The organism is Kosakonia radicincitans DSM 16656, from assembly GCF_000280495.2.
In the GTDB taxonomy this organism is placed as follows: domain Bacteria; phylum Pseudomonadota; class Gammaproteobacteria; order Enterobacterales; family Enterobacteriaceae; genus Kosakonia; species Kosakonia radicincitans.
The window spans coordinates 1,660,137-1,678,419 of the sequence record NZ_CP018016.1 but is presented as its reverse complement, the minus strand read 5'-3'; the positions used below and the strand labels follow the sequence as shown (position 1 = coordinate 1,678,419).

Genomic DNA, 18,283 nt, shown 5'->3' with positions numbered 1-18,283 from the left:
CAACGTTAAAATTTTTTGTCAATCCCACCTGGTATCAGGTATCCTGTGGCAGCCTGACCAGGGCCTATAGACGACTATTGTTAAATCGTCAAATTTAAAGCTCATTATGCCACTGTCTGAAATTTGCGCAAAATAGCTTAAAATCTTATGTATTCTTCCATCATGCCAAAAAATATATTCAGCATGATGTTAATCATAAATGTCAGCGTCAACCTGCGCTACGCTGTGCGACTCACTGACCTTTTTTAGCCACGTATCATAAATAGGTACTTCCATGTCGAGTAAGTTAGTACTGGTTCTGAACTGCGGTAGTTCCTCGCTGAAATTTGCCATCATCGATGCATCTAACGGTGACGAATACCTTTCTGGTTTAGCCGAATGTTTCCATCTCCCTGAAGCACGCATCAAGTGGAAAATCGATGGCGGTAAACAAGAAGCGGCTTTAGGTGCAGGTGCCGCTCACAGTGAAGCGCTGAACTTTATCGTTAACACTATTCTGGCACAAAAACCAGAACTGTCTGCACAGTTGACTGCTATCGGTCACCGTATCGTGCACGGTGGCGAAAAATACACCAGCTCTGTTGTGATCGATGAATCTGTTATTCAGGGCATCAAAGATGCAGCTTCTTTCGCACCGCTGCATAACCCGGCTCACCTGATCGGTATCGCTGAAGCGCTGAAATCCTTCCCGAAACTGAAGGACAAAAACGTTGCTGTCTTCGACACCGCGTTCCACACCACGATGCCGGAAGAGTCCTACCTGTACGCTCTGCCGTACAAACTGTATAAAGAGCACGGCGTACGTCGTTACGGCGCGCACGGTACCAGCCACTTCTATGTTACTCAGGAAGCTGCCAAAGTACTGAACAAACCGGTTGAAGAGCTGAACATCATCACTTGCCACCTCGGCAACGGTGGTTCTGTTTCCGCCATTCGCAACGGTAAATGTGTTGATACCTCCATGGGTCTGACCCCGCTGGAAGGTCTGGTAATGGGCACCCGTTCCGGTGATATCGATCCGGCTATCGTGTTCCATCTGCATGACACCCTGGGCATGAGTGTTGAAGCGATCAACAAAATGCTGACCAAAGAGTCCGGCCTGCTGGGTCTGACTGAAGTCACCAGCGACTGCCGTTATGTAGAAGATAACTACAAAGAGAAAGAAGACGCCAAACGTGCGATGGATGTTTACTGCCACCGCCTGGCAAAATACATCGGTTCTTACACTGCGCTGATGGATGGCCGTCTGGACGCCGTTGTCTTCACTGGTGGTATCGGTGAAAACGCCGCAATGGTACGTGAACTCTCCCTGGGCCGTCTGGGCGTACTGGGCTTTGAAGTTGACCACGAACGTAACCTGGCTGCCCGTTTCGGCAAGTCTGGCTTTATCAACAAAGAAGGCACCCGTCCTGCCGTTGTTATCCCGACCAACGAAGAACTGGTTATCGCGCAAGACGCGAGCCGCCTGACTGCCTGATTACCCACACCGCCAGCCAACGCTGGCGGTGCTGTTTTGTAACCCGTCTGCAATGACGGTAACGAAAGAGGATTAACCGTGTCCCGTATTATTATGCTGATCCCTACCGGAACCAGCGTCGGCCTGACCAGTGTCAGCCTTGGCGTTATCCGTGCTATGGAACGCAAAGGCGTTCGTCTGAGCGTCTTTAAACCGATCGCCCAGCCGCGCGCCGGCGGCGATGCTCCGGACCAGACCACCACCATCGTGCGTGCGACTTCTGGCCTGCCAGCGGCTGAACCGCTGAAAATGAGCCATGTTGAGTCGCTGCTCTCCAGCAACCAGAAAGACGTGCTGATGGAAGAGATCATCGCGCGCTACCACGAAAGCAGCAAAGATGCTGAAGTCGTGCTGGTAGAAGGTCTGGTGCCGACCCGCAAACACCAGTTTGCCGATTCGCTGAACTTTGAAATCGCGAAAACGCTGAACGCAGAAATCGTGTTTGTTATGTCTCAGGGCACTGATACTCAGGAACAGCTGAAAGAGCGTATCGAACTGACCCGCAACAGCTTCGGCGGCGCAAAAAATACCAATATCACCGGCGTTATCGTTAACAAACTAAACGCACCGGTTGACGATCAGGGCCGTACTCGCCCGGATCTGTCAGAAATTTTTGATGACTCTTCCAAAGCGAAAGTCGTGCATGTTGATGCGACAAAACTGCAGGAAACCAGCCCGCTGCCGGTACTCGGCGCGATTCCATGGAGTTTTGATCTGATTGCCACGCGTGCAATCGATATGGCGCGTCACCTGAATGCAACTATCGTCAACGAAGGCGATATCAAAACCCGCCGCGTGAAATCCGTGACTTTCTGTGCGCGCAGCATTCCGCACATGCTGGAACACTTCCGCCCGGGTTCTCTGCTGGTGACTTCCGCAGATCGTCCGGACGTGCTGGTTGCTGCCTGCCTGGCCGCAATGAACGGCGTAGAAATCGGTGCCCTGCTGCTGACTGGCGGCTACGAAATGGAAGCCAGCGTTCGCAAACTGTGTGAACGTGCATTTGCTACTGGCCTGCCGGTATTTATGGTGAACACCAACACCTGGCAGACCTCCCTGAGCCTGCAAAGCTTCAACCTGGAAGTTCCGGCTGACGATAGCGAACGTGTTGAAAATGTTCAGGAATACGTTGCCAGCTACATCAACGCACAGTGGATTGATTCCCTGACCGCGACTTCCGAGCGCAGCCGTCGTCTTTCTCCGCCAGCCTTCCGTTACCAGCTTACCGAGCTGGCGCGCAAAGCAGGCAAACGTGTTGTTCTGCCGGAAGGTGACGAGCCGCGTACAGTTAAAGCCGCAGCGATTTGTGCTGAACGCGGCATCGCGACTTGTATCCTGCTGGGTAACCCGGACGAGATCAACCGCGTTGCGGCGGCTCAGGGCGTTGAACTGGGTACTGGTATCGAAATCGTTGACCCTGAAGTGGTTCGCGAAAGCTACGTTGCTCGTCTGGTTGAGCTGCGTAAGAGCAAGGGTATGACCGAAGCCGTTGCCCGCGAACAGCTGGAAGATAACGTAGTTCTCGGCACACTGATGCTGGAACAGGATGAAGTTGATGGTCTGGTTTCCGGTGCTGTTCACACCACCGCAAACACCATTCGTCCGCCGCTGCAGTTGATCAAAACCGCGCCGGGCAGCTCTCTGGTTTCTTCCGTGTTCTTCATGCTGCTGCCGGAACAGGTTTACGTTTATGGCGACTGCGCGATCAACCCGGATCCGACCGCTGAACAACTGGCTGAAATCGCGATTCAGTCTGCTGATTCTGCTATCGCTTTCGGTATTGAGCCGCGTGTGGCAATGCTCTCCTACTCCACCGGTAACTCCGGTGCAGGCAGCGATGTAGAGAAAGTGCGTGAAGCAACCCGTCTGGCGCAGGAAAAACGTCCTGACCTGGTTATCGATGGTCCGTTGCAGTACGACGCCGCAGTAATGGCTGACGTTGCGAAATCCAAAGCGCCGAACTCTCCGGTTGCCGGTCGCGCTACCGTGTTCATCTTCCCGGATCTGAACACCGGTAACACCACCTACAAAGCGGTACAGCGTTCTGCCGACCTGATCTCCATCGGGCCGATGCTGCAGGGTATGCGCAAACCGGTTAACGACCTGTCCCGTGGCGCGCTGGTTGACGATATCGTTTACACCATCGCACTGACCGCCATTCAGGCGTCTCAGCAGCAGTAATTGTGTCGGATGGCGTTAGCGCCATTCGGCAAAAATCAAAAGGCGACCATCCGGTCGCCTTTTTTATTTACAGCAGTTCCCGCGCGGCGGACACAATATCCTGCGCCGTCAGCCCATACTCTTTTTGCAGAAAATCCTGCGTTCCCACCTGACCATAGCGCTCCTTCACGCCCACGCGCCGCATCGGCACCGGACAGCTTTCCACTAACACTTCCGCCACGGCCGAACCCAGCCCGTTATGAATGCTGTGATTCTCGCAGGTGACAATCCGCCCGGTCTTCTCGGCGTAGTTCTTCACCAGCATGCGGTCGATAGGTTTTAAGGTAAACATATCGATCACTGCCGCACTCACGCCTTCCTGCGCCAGTTGCTGCGCCGCAGCCAGCGCTTCAGCCACCATAATGCCGTTGGCAATCAGCGTAATATCCGTACCGTCACGCAGAACATTGCCTTTGCCGATGGTGAAATGTGAACCCGGTTGATAAATGGTTGGCGCCTGTTTACGAATGGTGCGCACCCAGTAGAACCCTTCCAGGTGAGCAAGTTGGTTCAGGATATCGGCGAACATCACCGCATCCGTCACCTCCAGCACCACCGAATGAGCCAGACCGCGCACAATCCCCATATCCTCAAATGACATGTGTGTCCCGCCGTTGTGGCAGGCGGTCACACCGGCATCGGAGGCGATGACTTTGACATTGTTGCGCTGATAATCGAGTGACATAAACAACTGGTCGAAACAGCGGCGGCTGGCAAACGCCGTAAAGGTATGCACAAAGGGTTTGCGCCCGGTCAACGACAGCCCCGCTGCTGTACCAATGACGTTAGCCTCCATGATGCCGCAGTTGATCACCTGCTGCGGATACTTTTTCTGCACCCCATCCATTGCCATCGAACTCATCAGATCGGCTTCCAGCGCGATAATGTCGCTGCCCGCCGCAATCTGATCGCTGATAAAACCGGCATAAACTTTGCGCATCTCGATGCTGTCTTTGCCGCCGACTTCAGCCACCTTAATCATGCGCCGCCTCCAGTTGTTCGATGGTTTCGTTAAGCGCCTGTTTCATCTCTTCGGTCAGGCGTAAATGGTGCGAGTTGCTCAGCTTTTCGAGATACGGCACCCCCTGCCCTTTAATACTGTCGAGGATCACCAGCCGTGGCCGGGCATCGGCAGCCGGAACCGGCTTCACCACTTCCAGAAGTGCAGCGATGTCATCGCCCTTCACCGTACAGACATCGAAACCGAAGGCGCGGAATTTCCCCTCCAGATCGAAAGCGCAAATAATCTCATCCAGCTCGCCGTCCAGTTGCTGCTTATTCCAGTCCACAAACACCGTCAGGTTGTTGAGCTTGTGGTGAGCAATAAACTGGAACGCTTCCCAGCACTGCCCTTCATTCAACTCGCCATCACCAACGATGCAAAACACACGGTTAGGCCTGCCCGCCAGTTTATGTCCCAGCGCCATCCCTCCGGCAATAGAAATGCCCTGCCCAAGCGATCCGGTGGTCGCATCCACGCCGCGGGTTTTTAATCGATCCGGATGACTCGGCAGACGGGTGCCGTTCTCATTGAGCGTTTGCAGCATCTCCTGCGGGAAATAACCTTTCAGCGCCAGCGTGCTGTAGAGCGCCGGGCCTGCGTGGCCTTTCGAGAGCACAAAGTAGTCGCGCTCCGGCCAGTCCGGATCGGCAGGATCAATTCGCATAACGTCGCCATACAGTACGGCAAGCGTTTCCACCACCGACATGCTGCCGCCATAGTGTCCAAAGCCCAGGTGCGTCAATGCTTTCAGGGTTGCTATGCGAATATCCCGCGCAAACTGTTTCACTTCTGCAATCGTGCTCATGACTTCGCTCCACTCTTTTCTTCTGTGTCATTGGCAGCAGGTTTGCCCTTCGACATCAGATTCCAGATGACCAATGCGACGAACAGCGCCACCACCAGCCCGGTAATTGCCAGCGGCGACAGGTAACGCGCCAGATTGCCCAGCACAATGCCGATAAAGCCAAAGTCCGCGTCCGAGAAGGTGGTATTGGCAAAGCCCAGTGCGCCGAGCACTGGCAACAGCAAGACGGGCAGGAAAGTGATGAGTAATCCGTTGGCGAACGCGCCGATCATCGCACCGCGTCGTCCGCCGGTAGCGTTACCAAAAACACCCGCCGTCGCACCGGTAAAGAAGTGTGGCACCACGCCTGGCAGGATCAGCACCAGTTTCATCTGCCCGAGCAGGAATAGCCCCACCAGCCCGCCGAGGAAACTGAACAGGAAGCCGACCAGCACCGCATTTGGCGCATAGGGATAAACCACCGGGCAATCCAGCGCCGGTCTGGCATTAGGCACCAGTTTTTCGGAAAAGCCGGTAAAGGCAGGAACAATTTCCGCCAGAATCAGGCGTACGCCTTGCAGGATAATGAATACGCCGGCAGCAAAAGTGATGGCCTGAATAATCGCGTAGACGAGGAAGTTCTGCCCGGCGCTGAGTTGGCTCTCAACGTACTCACGCCCGGCGCAAACAGCTAAGATCATGTAAATAATGATCATCGTCAGCGAAATGGAGATCGAGCTGTCACGCAGGAAGCTCAGGTTTTTCGGCAAGTTCATCTCTTCCGTTGAGCGTGAACCCTTACCGCATTTACTGCCGATCCAGCCTGACAACACGTAGCCAAGCGTACCGAAATGGCCGAACGCGATGTCATCGTTGCCGGTGATCCGTTTCATATAACGCTGCGCAATCGCCGGGAAGAACGCCATCACCAGGCCGAGGATCAGCGAACCGGTAAACACCAGCCCAACGCCTTCAAAACCAGCGACAGTGAGGATCACCCCAATCATGCAGGCCATATAAAAGGTGTGATGACCGGTCAGAAAAATGTATTTCAGACGCGTAAAGCGCGCGACAATAATATTCGCCACCATGCCGAATGCCATGATCAGCGCCGTTGATGCACCATATTTCTCCAGCGCAATTGAAACAATCGCCTCGTTATTTGGAATGATCCCCTGAATATTAAAAGCATGTTCAAACATGCCACCCAGCGGATTTAACGAGCCGACCAATACTGTCGCACCGCCGCCCAATACGATAAAACCGAGAATCGTTTTGACTGTCCCTTTCACGACATCGGAAAAGGATTTTTTCTGCGCCACCAGGCCAATCAGCGCAATTAAACCCACCAGTACAGAAGGGACTTTCAATATATCAACAACAAAGTTTAGCGTTTCAAGGATAAACATATCCACCTCGCTTTATGCATGCCGCACCATTGTGCAGCGCATCCGGTTGATGTTAACGGTTGGCGAAGAAAGCGCTGATTTTCGCTTCCAGTTCATTGATATCAATGATGTTGCTGAGAACAACTAACTGGTTTTCCGGCACGCTGGCGCTGGCGGCAATATCTTTTGCCATGACAAACACATCGGCGGCACCTGGCGTGGCGGAAGAGAGGTCGGAATGCTCGACCTCAGCTTCGATATTCAATTTTTTGAGGACTTTCTTAATATTCATTTCGACCATAAAACTACTGCCCAGGCCGGATCCGCAAATTGCCATTATTTTCATTGTATTTACCTTTTTTGAGTAGAGTACGACCTCATCGCCCATAGCAGGCAATGTGTAATCACTGGTGACAAAATAAAAAATCAGAAACGCTGAATAATGTTTTTAATTTCCTCCAGGCTGTTTGCACGATGTAATTGCGCCATATCTTCATCGCTGGAAAATAGTTCCGCCAGCGCGGCAATCATTTCAATATGGCTGTGTTTATCCGGCGCGGCCAACATAATAATGGTATCAACCGGATCCGCATCCTCTGCGCCAAAATCAACTCCGCGAGACAATTTTAACAACGATAATCCTAACCCTTTTGCCCCCTCTTCCGGCCTGGCATGTGGCATTGCCAGCCCCGGCGCCAGCACATAGTACGGCCCCAGTTTCTGGTGCTGGGCGACAATGGCTGTCACATAATCCGGCGCAATCGTGCCGGATGCGAGCAGCGGTCTGGCACAAATTTCCAGCGCCTGCGGCCAATTCTCTACGCCATCAAGCACCTGAATCGTCTTGTCGTTAAGCCATTGGTCTAACACTTCACACTCCTTATCAGGGATAAGATGGGCAAACTTTATGCAAGTCAGCGGCGCTTATCCGTGATGATAGTCGCAAAGATAGCGCTACCAACAGGAATGATCGAAAAATGTGATAGCGCTATCAGATATGAAAACGCAGGGGAATTCGCAGAAAAAGCAGGGCTTTCCGGCGTATACTGCCTTGAGATGACTCATAACTCAGTACCTGAGATATCAGGGCTGTCAGGAAACGGAATGGCAATTACCCGAAAACGTCGGAGCACAGGAAAAGTCACCCTTGCCGATGTCGCGCAGCTCGCTGGCGTTGGCACCATGACCGTCTCGCGGGCGTTACGTACCCCGGAACAGGTTTCAGATAAATTGCGTGAGAAGATAGAGGCTGCCGTGCAGGAGTTGGGGTATATGCCCAATCTGGCGGCCAGCGCGCTGGCTTCGGCATCATCCTGGACTATCGCGATGGTGGTGCCAAGCCTTGCCGAATCCGGCTGCTCGGAGATGTTCGCCGGTTTGCAGCAGGTGTTGCAGCCTGCCGGTTACCAGATCATGCTCGCCGAGTCGCAGCACCGGTTGGAGCAGGAAGAAAAATTACTGGAAACGCTGCTTGCGTCCAATCTGGCCGCCGCCATTCTGCTCAGCGTCGAACATAGCGATATGGTACGCCACTGGCTGAAAAACGCCTCCATTCCGGTGATGGAAATTGGCGCGGTGCGTGCCGATCCGATTGATATGAATATCGGGATCGATAACGTTGCTGCGATGTTCGAGCTGACACAAATGCTGGTGCAGCGCGGCTACCAGAATATCGGCCTGCTGTGCGCCAACCAGGAGCAGTGGATTTTCCAGCAGCATTTACAGGGCTGGTACAAAGCAATGCTGCGTCACCATATGTCGCCGAACCGGGTGATTAACGCCGCCGCTCCGCCGGTTTTCTCCACGGGTGCGGCACAATTGCCGGAGTTTTTGCTGGCGTGGCCGGAACTGGATGCGCTGGTGTGTGTCTCGGATGAACTGGCCTGTGGCGCGCTGTATGAATGCCAGAGGCGACGTATTAAGGTACCGGATGATTTAGCGATAGTCGGCTTTGGCGACAGCGACGTCAGCCGGGTATGCCAGCCGCCGTTGACCACCATTTCCGTGCCGCACCGCAAGATTGGTATTGAAGCAGGACGCGCGCTGCTGGCGCGCCTGAATGATGAAACCTGGGAGAACAAAACGCCGATAGCACCGACGTTTTGCCTGCGGGATAGCTGCTAGTCGGCTTCCGGGGCTTTTTCCGCATCATTGCTGGCATTGCGGCTCATCCACAACGCAAGCGCTTTCAGGGAATCAGGGGTGAATTCATCACAGCGGGCGGTAATCTCTTCCGGCGTCATCCAGAAGACCTCGCTCACCTCTTCTTCCTGCAAAGCGAAAGGCCCGTGGGAAACGCAGCTGAACAAACCGCCCCAGACGCGGCAATGTTCATCTTCAAAGTAGAACTGGCCATGTTCGGCGAAGGGAACACCGGCAATCCCCAGTTCTTCTTCGGCTTCACGGCGTGCGGAATCCAGCAAAATTTCACCCGCCTGCACCACGCCACCGGCGGTGGCATCCAGCATACCGGGCATAAAATCTTTGATTTCGGTACGGCGCTGCACCAGAATTTTGCCCATCCCATCATGCACCACAATGTAGGTTGCGCGATGACGCAAACACTGCGCCCGCATCTGTTGCCGGCTTGATTGCGCGATCACCTCATTGTCTTCGTTGACAATGTCCACCCACTCCATGCCTGCAAAATGACTCTGTTCCACCATCGGGAAATCTTCTCTTTGTGGCGCTCTTTTGGCGCGTTTCGGTTGAAAGGTAAATTACGGATTAATCGCGACCTGCGCAATAACCCGCTGATCATTAAGTGCGATAACGCGCAACACATCCTCTTCCAGCATGCCGTAACTGGCGGCAAACCCACCTTTGGGAATACTCACCGAGCCGGGGTTGAAGTGGAAAATGTCGCCCCGCTGCTCCGCTACCGGAATGTGCGTATGGCCATAAACCAGCACATCGCCTGCCGCCAGCGGCGGTACATCATCCGGGCCAAACAGATGTCCATGCGTCAGAAACAGACGGCGTTTTGCCAACAGCACTTGCTGCCAGGGCGCGGTAATCGGGAAATGCAGCAACATTTGATCCACTTCGCTGTCACAGTTGCCGCGCACGGCAATGATGCGGTTGGCCTGCTCGTTCAGCCGCTCCGCCACCTGCGCCGGTGCATAACCCTGCGGCAGCGCGTTGCGCGGCCCGTGATTCAGCACATCGCCGAGGATCACCAGCCAGCGCGCATCGCTTTGGGCAAACAGTTCCAGTACGCGCTCCGTCGCGGGCAACGACCCATGAATGTCCGATGCAAACATCAGTTTCATCATTACACCTCATGTGGAAGAAAACAGCCCATGATAACGGAAGTCAGCGGGCTTATCAGCCTGCACGCTTAGCGGAAAGTGCAACATAGCGCTGAACGGACGAGCGCTGCCACTGGAACGCAGCATACTCCGCCAGCCGCTCCGGCACCGTATCGCCATTCATCACCAATCGGTTGAGCATCAATGCCAGATCGATATCCGCAATACACCACTCGCCAAACAGATTCGGCTTACCGTGCGCCAGCAAATCACCGGCGATAGCAAACAGTTTTTCCGCACTCTCCTGCCCGGCAGCGCTGAGCGGCGCTTTTTTCTCGCCAGCAAAAACGACCTCTGTCGGGCGCTCTTCGCGGATGGGCATTAAATCGCTGCGCAGCCAGGCCTGGATTTGCCGGGCGCGGGCGCGTTTTTGCAAATCGTGTGGGTAGATACGCTCCCATTCCGGCGGCGCGAAACGCTCTTCGAGATATTCCGCTATCGCCGTCGATTCGCTGAGTTCGAAACCCTCAATCGCCAGAACAGGCACGCGATACGTCAGATGGTAACCCGGCCAGCCAGGCATATGCTGAGCGCCGCTGGACAGATCGACGGTTTTAAGCGAGAAAGGCAAACCTTTTTCATGCAGCGCGACATAGGCCGACAGGACATACGGGGAGAAATAATTAGCATCGGACCATAACGTGATAGCCGGTTCGTTCATAACATCCTCGTTTAACGGTGAGTTTTTCCTTCAAAATATAACGTCCTGACCAGGCTGTCACTTAATGAAAACTCAGCAGCCAGAGGGAACACCTATACTCTGAGAGTAACGATTATTCTTATATCTGGAGTATTGATGATAGACCTCTATTTCGCGCCCACACCAAACGGTCATAAAGTAACGCTATTTCTGGAAGAGAGCGGGCTGGAATACCGCCTGATCCGCGTCGATATCAGCAAAGGCGACCAGTTTCGTCCGGATTTTCTGATTATCTCTCCGAACAATAAAATCCCGGCCATTGTCGATCACCTGCCCGCCGATGGCGGCGCGCCGCTGAGTCTCTTTGAATCGGGTGCGATTCTGCTCTATCTGGCGGAAAAAACGGGAAAATTGCTCAGCGGCGAATTGCGTGAACGCCATGTCACGTTGCAGTGGCTTTTCTGGCAGGTCGCCGGTTTGGGGCCGATGCTCGGGCAAAATCATCACTTTAACCACTTTGCGCCACAGCCAGTGCCGTATGCTATTGAACGCTATCAGGTCGAAACCCAGCGTCTGTATCAGGTATTGAATAAGCGTCTGGAACGGGTGCCGTGGCTGGCAGGTGAGCCTTACAGCATCGCGGATATCGCTGCCTGGCCGTGGATCCACGCCCACCAGCGCCAGCGCGTGAATCTTGAGGATTATCCCGCGGTGTTTAACTGGTATGAGCGCATCCGTACCCGTCCGGCCACCGAGCGGGCTTTGCAAAAAGCACAGCAGGTATAAAAGCCGGATAACCTGTTCTGATAATTAAAAAATCCGTGAAATGTGTTCGGTATCGCACGCGGATTTGAGCCGCTCACTTATGCTGAAATGGAACATCACCAAAGGAGGGAAACATGAAGATACTGATTACCGGCGGGACTGGCCTGATTGGTCGTCATCTCATCCCTCGGCTGCTGGAGCTTGGGCATGCCGTTACCGTTGTGACGCGCAGCCCGGCCAAAGCGCAACAGCTACTTGATGCCCGCGTGACGCTGTGGAAAGGGCTAAACGATCACACTCACCTCAATGAGTTTGATGCGGTGATCAACCTGGCAGGCGAGCCGATCGCCGATAAACGCTGGAGCGAAGAGCAGAAGCAGCGTCTGTGCAACAGCCGCTGGCAGATAACGCAACAGCTGGCGGATTTAATTAAGGCCAGCGACACGCCGCCGCGCGTGCTGATTTCCGGATCGGCGGCGGGCTACTACGGCGATCTCGGTGAAGTAGTGGTCACCGAAGAGGAGCCGCCGCACAACGAGTTCACGCATAAACTTTGCGCCCGCTGGGAGCAAATTGCCTGCGAAGCGCAAAGCGATCGCACCCGCGTTTGTCTGCTGCGTACTGGCGTGGTGTTCGCGCCGCAGGGCGGGATCCTCGGCAAGCTGCTGCCGCTGTTCCGTCTCGGACTCGGCGGCCCAATTGGCAATGGCCGTCAGTATCTGGCGTGGATCCATATCGACGATATGCTGAACGGCATTCTCTGGCTGCTGGATAACGATCTGCGCGGGCCGTTCAATATGGTTTCGCCCTACCCGGTGCGTAACGAGCAGTTTGCTCATACGCTCGGCCATGTGCTGCACCGCCCGACCATTATGCGCGCGCCTGCTTTCGCCGTGCGCCTGATGATGGGCGAATCCTCTGTTCTGGTGCTTGGCGGCCAGCGCGCATTGCCGAAACGCCTCGAAGCCGCTGGTTTCGCTTTCCGCTGGTACGATCTGGAAGAGGCGCTGGAGGATGTGGTTACCTCTTAATTTTCGTGGCTCCGCCAGCGCGTTTGCAGTGGTAAGCTAAGACGCTTTACCACCGTAAGGGCGCTGGCATGACGTTGTACACTTCCCGCTTGACTCTCTCCCCGTTTGAACCCTCCGACTGGCCATTTTTCCTGCATCTGCGCAGGAATGGCAGCGTGATGCGCTATATGGGCGAGATCGCCTCTGAAGAACAGATTCGCACCCTGTTCGACGATCGTCTTGCCGATCGCCACGCCTTTATTATTCGCAACGCCCAGCATACTTCGGTGGGCGATATCGGTCTGCGTATCAGCCAGCACAATCCACAGGAAGCCGATGTCGGCTACTCGATTGCGCCCGCCGCGCAGGGGCAAGGCGTTGCATCAGAAGCGCTACAGGCGCTGTGCGAATACGCGTTTGATAGCGAAGTGCAGGCACTGAACGCCTGGGTGCTGGCAGAGAATCAGGGGTCGGTGAGGGTGCTGGAAAAAAGTGGTTTTCAACGTGTACAGGTGCTGGAAAAAGCCTACCTGCTGCGCGGCGAATATCATGACGACTGGATTTACCGGCGGGAAAAAGCATAGATTGAGGCCGCCTGTACGGCGGCCTTATATCACTTCAGCGAACCTTTGAGGAACTGCTGCAAACGCGTGCTTTTCGGGTTGCCGAACAACTCATCCGGCGCGCCCTCTTCTTCAATCTTGCCCTGGTGCAGGAAAATAACGTGGGTGGAAACATGGCGGGCAAAGCCCATTTCATGCGTTACCACCACCATGGTTTTCCCCTCTTCCGCCAGTTGCTGCATAATGCGCAGCACTTCGCCCACCAGTTCAGGATCGAGCGCCGAAGTCGGTTCATCAAACAGCAATACTTCCGGCTCCATCGCCAGCGCGCGGGCAATGGAAACACGCTGCTGCTGACCGCCGGACAAATGCACCGGGTACTTTTGCTGCTGCATCTCATCAATGCCGACTTTCGCCAGATATTTCACCGCGCGTTCGCGGGCTTCCTGCTTGCTCAAGCCCAGCACCTGAATCGGCGCTTCCATGACGTTCTCCAGCACCGTCATATGGCTCCACAAGTTGAAATGCTGAAACACCATCGTCAGACGCGTACGCAGCAGACGCAACTGGTGTTTATCCGCAACGCGCAACTGGCCATCTTTATCGCGGACCAGATTGATATTCTGGCCGTTAACCACGATGGTGCCTTCGCTCGGTTTTTCGAGGAAGTTAATACAGCGCAAAAAGGTACTTTTACCGGAGCCGGAGGAACCGATGATACTAATCACATCGCCCGCGTTGGCCTGCAACGAGACGCCCTTCAGCACTTCATGTTCGCCGTAGCGTTTGTGCAGATCGATAACGTTTAATTTATTCTCAGACATCGTGTTCTCAGTGCGTCGAAGAAGGTTTCATATGCTGCAACCAGCGCTTTTCCGCCTTGCGGAATAAGCTAATCAGCACATAAGAGATAATCAGATACAGCACCGCAGCAATACCAAACGCGGTAAACGGCTGGTAAGTTGCGGAGTTGATATCACGGGCAATTTTCAGCAGGTCCGGCACCGTGGCGGTAAAGGCCAGCGCCGTTGAGTGCAGCATCAAAATGACTTCGTTGCTGTACGCAGGCAGCGCAATGCGCAGCGCCGCCGGCAGGATAATGCTGCGGTACATTTTGAACGACGAGAAACCATAGGCCCGCGCCGCCTCAATTTCGCCGTGCGGCACCGAACGGATCGCACCGGCGAAAATCTCAGTAGTATAGGCACAGGTATTGAGCGTCAGCGCCAGCACCGTGCAGTTCAGGCCGCTACGGAAGAAGGCATTCAGCAGCTCGGTGCCCTTGACGATCTCCAGCGTGTACATGCCGGAGTAGAACACCAGCAGTTGAACATAGAGCGGCGTACCGCGAAACACGTAGGTGAATAACCAAATCGGGAAGCAGACAAATTTATTGCTGGAAACACGTCCGATGGCCAGAAACACCGCCAGCACGCCGCCCATCGCCACCGATGAAATCAACAGCCACAGGGTAATTGCCACGCCCGTCAGGCGATAACCGTCGCTCCACAGCAGCGATTGCCAGTACTCCTGAATGATCTCGATCACAGGTCAGCCCTCTTCACACCCACGGAGTAGCGACGTTCGAGAAGAAGCAGCACACCATTGGAAACCGTTGTAAAAACGAGGTAAATCACCCCGCAGACGATAGCAAAATAGAAGGGCTCCCAGGTACTTTTCCCGGCGAGCTGAGTGGCTTTGACCACATCTTCCAGCCCCAACAGCGAAACCAGTGCTGTTGCTTTCAGGATCACCTGCCAGTTGTTGCCAATACCCGGCAGCGCGTAACGCATCATCGCCGGGAACAGGATGCGGCGAAAGATTTGCCGACCGGTAAAACCAAACGCTGTTGCCGCTTCAATATGCCCTTTCGGTACCGCCATAAAGGCGCCGCGGAAGGTTTCCGTAAAATAGGCGCCGTAAATAAAACCGAGGGTAATAATACCGGCGACCATCGGATCGATATCCAGTTGGTCCATGCCCAGCGCATCCGTGATGCTGTTGAGGGCGATTTGCAGGCCGTAAAAAATCAGCAGCATCAACACCAGATCCGGAACACCACGAATGAGCGTGGTATAGCCTTCAAAGATCAGCGCCAACGCCCGGTTTTTCGACAGTTTCGCCCCTGCGCCTACCAGACCAATAAGTACCGCCAGCACCACCGAACTGATGGCCAGCTCCAGGGTGACTAACGCACCGTGTAATATAACTTGAGAAAACCCGTACAGCATGCAGCCTGTCCTGTCGTATGTGGTGTTTTGCCGTGTCTCTTCCCCTCCCAATGTGAGAGGGGCTGCACGTTAAGCACGGGTGGGATTAGCCACCATAAACATCAAAATCAAAGTATTTCTTCGCCAGCTTTTCGTAAGTGCCGTCCGCGCGCATTTCAGCAAACGCTTTGTTCAGCGCATCGCGTAGCTCGGTGTCACCTTTGCGTACGCCCATGCCGGTGCCAACGCCAAACAATTTCTCATCTTTGATGGACGGACCACCAAATTTGTAATCTTTACCGACCGGCGTTTTCAGGAAACCTTCGCTGGCCGCCACTTCGTCCTGGAACGCGGCATCAATGCGGCCAGCAGTCAGGTCAGAGTAGATGTTGTCCTGGCCCTGATAGGAGACGATTTCCACCCCTTTTGGCGCCCAGTTTACGTTGCCGTAAGTTTCCTGCGTGGTGCCCTGCAACACGCCAATGCGTTTACCTTTCAGCTTGTCCAGATCCGGCTGAACGTTAGAATTTTTCGCCACCACCAATCGGGAATCCGCCGCGTAAAGCTTGTCGGTGAAATCGATTTCCTGCTGACGTTTTTCGGTAATGGAGAGTGATGACATGATGGCATCGATTTTTTTCGCTTTCAGCGAGGGAATCAGTGCATCCAGCGGGTTCTCAATAAACACACACTGGGTTTTGATGCGTTTGCACAGTTCTTTCGCCAAATCGATGTCAAAACCGATCAATTCCCCCTGCGCATTCTTCGATTCGAAAGGCGCATAAGTAGGATCGGTACCAATACGTAATTTTTGCGGAATGGCTGCGAACACAGTAGAAACGCTGGAAAACGCAAGCACCAGCGAAAGGGAGAGCACCAGTTTTTTCATCATTATCCTCAACAGACTGTCTTTCCTAAGGGAATTCTCATAACAATACGGTGCCGTTATCGTGCCATCATATGCCCCGGCAAGGCAAAAAATTATGCCCGAGCGCTGGCTTTTTTTGCAGTATGAATGCTTAACTATGCATTCATGCACCAACATGGTGCATAGCGTGCACCACAACGAGACATTTACCGTATAAATGCACCACGCCAGTTATTTAACGTGGTGCATATTTCCCTCATCCCGGATAAGCCGGGTTATGCAGCCTTAATCGCCGTAGACGTTAAAGTCGAAGTACTTTTTGGCGAGTTTGTCGTAGGTACCATCTTTACGCAGTTCGGCAAATGCTTTGTCGAACGCGGCTTTCAGCTCAGTATCATCTTTGCGCAGACCGATACCGGTGCCGTCGCCGAAGTATTTCTTATCTTTCACTGACGGGCCAGCAAAAGCGAAGTCTTTCCCGGCAGGCTGTTTCAGGAAGCCTTCGCTGGCAGCAACCTCATCCTGGAATGCTGCATCCAGACGACCCGCAGCGAGGTCAGAGTAGATCAGATCCTGGTTCTGGTAGGCCACCACATCGATGCCCTTGGTGCGCCAGTTGTCATTGGCATAGCCTTCCTGGGTAGAACCCTGCAGCACGCCAACGTGCTTGCCTTTCAGCGAATCCAGCGTCGGCTGAATCGATGAACCTTTGGCGGCAATCAGGCGGGAATCGGCAGCGTAGAGTTTGTCAGAGAACGCAATTTCCTGCTGACGTTTTTCCGTAATCGACAGAGAAGAGATGATGGCGTCGATTTTTTTCGCTTTCAGCGACGGGATCAGCGAATCAAAATCACTGCCGACCCAGGTGCATTTCACATGAATGCGTTTGCACATTTCGTTGCCGAGATCGATATCAAAACCCACGAAGTCCCCTTTCGCATCTTTCGATGAGAACGGCGCATAGGTTGCATCAGTACCGATGCGCACCGTGTGGGGAAGCGCTGCATAAACGCTGGCTGTCGCTGACAGGCCCAACAGTAAAGACAGAGCGAGAACCGTCTTCTTCATACATTACCCTCAAGTGTTCTGTTTTTTATTCTGTATTACGTTGTGTTGTGTGTTGCTGACAGTTACCTTGCACGTCTTATGCCAGTTTCCCGCAGCCGGAAAAAGACCGCGTTAAATTTGTTAATAAAACGTTGCAAACTTACTTAATGATGAAAGATAGCAGGTCTGCTGAACGAACCGGAGTGTTAGCACGGGGAAAAGAGGATTAAATGTTGAGGATATGATCGCGCTTGCAGAATTGCCCCAAAAAAGCGCACGCCGGGTAGCAGCGCACTATTTTGCGGCATCGCTCCCTTGCCAGCGGGTAAACAGATCTTCCGGCAACTCAATGTCAAACTGATCAAGAACGCGGTTAACGGTCTGATCAATCACCGCATCCAGGCTTTGCGGGCGGTGATAAAACGCCGGTACCGGCGGCATAATTACCGCGCCCAGTTCCGCCGCCTGGGTCATCAAACGCAAATGCCCAAGGTGCAGCGGCGTTTCACGCACGCACAGCACCAGCGGCCTGCGCTCTTTCAGCACCACATCTGCCGCCCGCGTCAGCAGGCTGTCGGTGTAGCTGTGCACAATGCCGGAGAGGGTTTTGATCGAGCAAGGAAGAATTACCATGCCTGCGGTTTTAAACGAACCAGACGAGATGCTGGCGGCGATATCGCGCGCATCGTGCACCACATTCGCCAGCGCCTGTACATCGCGCAGAGAAAAATCAGTTTCCAGCGTCAGCGTCTGGCGGGCCGCCTGACTCATCACCAGATGGGTTTCAACCTCTGCCACGTCGCGTAGCACCTGCAACAGGCGAACGCCGTAAATTGCGCCACTGGCGCCAGAGATCCCCACAATGAGTCGTTTCATGATTGTTGCCCCTTTTTTATCGGACGAACTTTGCCTGATTATAGAGGGCGTTGCAACAGATTGCGCCCCTCACGATGGAGGG

Annotated in this window: 20 protein-coding genes; 6 read left to right on the top strand and 14 right to left on the bottom strand. The window is 54.0% G+C overall.

Annotation, left to right across the window (positions count from 1 at the left end):
- Positions 1–274 precede the first annotated feature (274 nt).
- Both ackA and pta read left to right on the top strand, forming a co-directional pair.
- Positions 275–1,477: an acetate kinase gene (ackA, locus tag Y71_RS08290; RefSeq protein WP_007371077.1), complete on the top strand. Its 1,203-nt coding sequence runs from the start codon at positions 275–277 to the stop codon at positions 1,475–1,477.
- Positions 1,478–1,555: 78 nt separating this feature from the next.
- Entirely contained in the window at positions 1,556–3,697 is a 2,142-nt protein-coding gene (gene pta / locus Y71_RS08285; protein ID WP_007371076.1) for a phosphate acetyltransferase, read from the top strand.
- A 67-nt stretch (positions 3,698–3,764) separates the two neighbouring features.
- On the opposite strand, the gene Y71_RS08280 is transcribed toward pta, so the two are convergent.
- From Y71_RS08280 to Y71_RS08260, 5 genes are all read right to left on the bottom strand, one after another.
- Entirely contained in the window at positions 3,765–4,718 is a 954-nt protein-coding gene (locus Y71_RS08280; protein WP_007371075.1) for a transketolase family protein, read from the bottom strand.
- Positions 4,711–5,544: a transketolase gene (locus Y71_RS08275; RefSeq protein WP_007371074.1), complete on the bottom strand. Its 834-nt coding sequence runs from the start codon at positions 5,542–5,544 to the stop codon at positions 4,711–4,713. The genes Y71_RS08280 and Y71_RS08275 overlap by 8 nt, the downstream gene beginning before the upstream one ends.
- Positions 5,541–6,932 carry a PTS ascorbate transporter subunit IIC gene (locus Y71_RS08270; protein WP_007371073.1) on the bottom strand — a complete coding sequence of 464 codons (1,392 nt, stop codon included), beginning with the start codon at positions 6,930–6,932 and terminating at the stop codon, positions 5,541–5,543. The genes Y71_RS08275 and Y71_RS08270 overlap by 4 nt, the downstream gene beginning before the upstream one ends.
- 52 nt (positions 6,933–6,984) lie before the next feature.
- Entirely contained in the window at positions 6,985–7,257 is a 273-nt protein-coding gene (locus tag Y71_RS08265) for a PTS sugar transporter subunit IIB (RefSeq protein WP_007371072.1), read from the bottom strand.
- Between the two features lie 80 nt (positions 7,258–7,337).
- A complete protein-coding gene (locus tag Y71_RS08260) occupies positions 7,338–7,781 on the bottom strand; it encodes a PTS sugar transporter subunit IIA (RefSeq protein ID WP_007371071.1) in 444 nt (147 codons plus the stop codon).
- A gap of 234 nt (positions 7,782–8,015) precedes the next feature.
- Between Y71_RS08260 and Y71_RS08255 the strand changes: the two genes are divergently transcribed.
- The gene (locus Y71_RS08255; RefSeq protein ID WP_007371070.1) at positions 8,016–9,035 is read left to right on the top strand and encodes a LacI family DNA-binding transcriptional regulator; all 1,020 of its coding nucleotides are present in this window, start codon (positions 8,016–8,018) and stop codon (positions 9,033–9,035) included.
- On the opposite strand, the gene yfcD is transcribed toward Y71_RS08255, so the two are convergent.
- From yfcD to yfcF, 3 genes are read right to left on the bottom strand one after another with little or no spacing between them, the layout of a single operon-like run.
- On the bottom strand, positions 9,032–9,577 hold the full coding sequence (yfcD, locus tag Y71_RS08250; protein WP_007371069.1) for an NUDIX hydrolase YfcD: 546 nt from the start codon (positions 9,575–9,577) through the stop codon (positions 9,032–9,034). The genes Y71_RS08255 and yfcD overlap by 4 nt on opposite strands.
- 54 nt (positions 9,578–9,631) lie before the next feature.
- Positions 9,632–10,183, bottom strand: coding sequence for a phosphodiesterase (gene yfcE / locus Y71_RS08245; protein ID WP_007371068.1), 552 nt, complete (start codon positions 10,181–10,183; stop codon positions 9,632–9,634).
- A 55-nt stretch (positions 10,184–10,238) separates the two neighbouring features.
- The gene (yfcF, locus tag Y71_RS08240; RefSeq protein WP_007371067.1) at positions 10,239–10,883 is read right to left on the bottom strand and encodes a glutathione transferase; all 645 of its coding nucleotides are present in this window, start codon (positions 10,881–10,883) and stop codon (positions 10,239–10,241) included.
- A gap of 135 nt (positions 10,884–11,018) precedes the next feature.
- Between yfcF and yfcG the strand changes: the two genes are divergently transcribed.
- The 3 genes from yfcG to Y71_RS08225 all read left to right on the top strand — a co-directional run bounded on the left by yfcG (position 11,019) and on the right by Y71_RS08225 (position 13,221).
- Positions 11,019–11,648, top strand: a complete 630-nt coding sequence (gene yfcG / locus Y71_RS08235) for a GSH-dependent disulfide bond oxidoreductase (protein WP_007371066.1) — start codon at positions 11,019–11,021, stop codon at positions 11,646–11,648.
- 113 nt (positions 11,649–11,761) lie between these two features.
- Entirely contained in the window at positions 11,762–12,658 is an 897-nt protein-coding gene (locus Y71_RS08230) for a TIGR01777 family oxidoreductase (RefSeq protein WP_007371065.1), read from the top strand.
- A 68-nt stretch (positions 12,659–12,726) separates the two neighbouring features.
- On the top strand, positions 12,727–13,221 hold the full coding sequence (locus Y71_RS08225; RefSeq protein WP_007371064.1) for a GNAT family N-acetyltransferase: 495 nt from the start codon (positions 12,727–12,729) through the stop codon (positions 13,219–13,221).
- Between the two features lie 29 nt (positions 13,222–13,250).
- Here Y71_RS08225 and hisP read toward each other — a convergent pair whose 3' ends face one another.
- From hisP to Y71_RS08195, 6 genes are all read right to left on the bottom strand, one after another.
- On the bottom strand, positions 13,251–14,024 hold the full coding sequence (gene hisP / locus Y71_RS08220; protein WP_007371063.1) for a histidine ABC transporter ATP-binding protein HisP: 774 nt from the start codon (positions 14,022–14,024) through the stop codon (positions 13,251–13,253).
- 7 nt (positions 14,025–14,031) lie between these two features.
- On the bottom strand, positions 14,032–14,748 hold the full coding sequence (locus Y71_RS08215; RefSeq protein ID WP_007371062.1) for an ABC transporter permease: 717 nt from the start codon (positions 14,746–14,748) through the stop codon (positions 14,032–14,034).
- Complete coding sequence (locus tag Y71_RS08210; RefSeq protein WP_007371061.1) at positions 14,745–15,431, bottom strand: histidine ABC transporter permease HisQ; 687 nt, start codon at positions 15,429–15,431, stop codon at positions 14,745–14,747. The genes Y71_RS08215 and Y71_RS08210 overlap by 4 nt, the downstream gene beginning before the upstream one ends.
- Positions 15,432–15,516: 85 nt before the next feature.
- Positions 15,517–16,299: a histidine ABC transporter substrate-binding protein HisJ gene (gene hisJ, locus Y71_RS08205; protein WP_007371060.1), complete on the bottom strand. Its 783-nt coding sequence runs from the start codon at positions 16,297–16,299 to the stop codon at positions 15,517–15,519.
- A 264-nt stretch (positions 16,300–16,563) separates the two neighbouring features.
- The gene (gene argT, locus Y71_RS08200; protein ID WP_007371059.1) at positions 16,564–17,346 is read right to left on the bottom strand and encodes a lysine/arginine/ornithine ABC transporter substrate-binding protein ArgT; all 783 of its coding nucleotides are present in this window, start codon (positions 17,344–17,346) and stop codon (positions 16,564–16,566) included.
- Positions 17,347–17,619: 273 nt separating this feature from the next.
- Positions 17,620–18,201 (bottom strand): UbiX family flavin prenyltransferase, encoded by a 582-nt coding sequence (locus Y71_RS08195; protein WP_007371058.1) that lies wholly within the window; start codon positions 18,199–18,201, stop codon positions 17,620–17,622.
- Positions 18,202–18,283 lie beyond the last annotated feature (82 nt).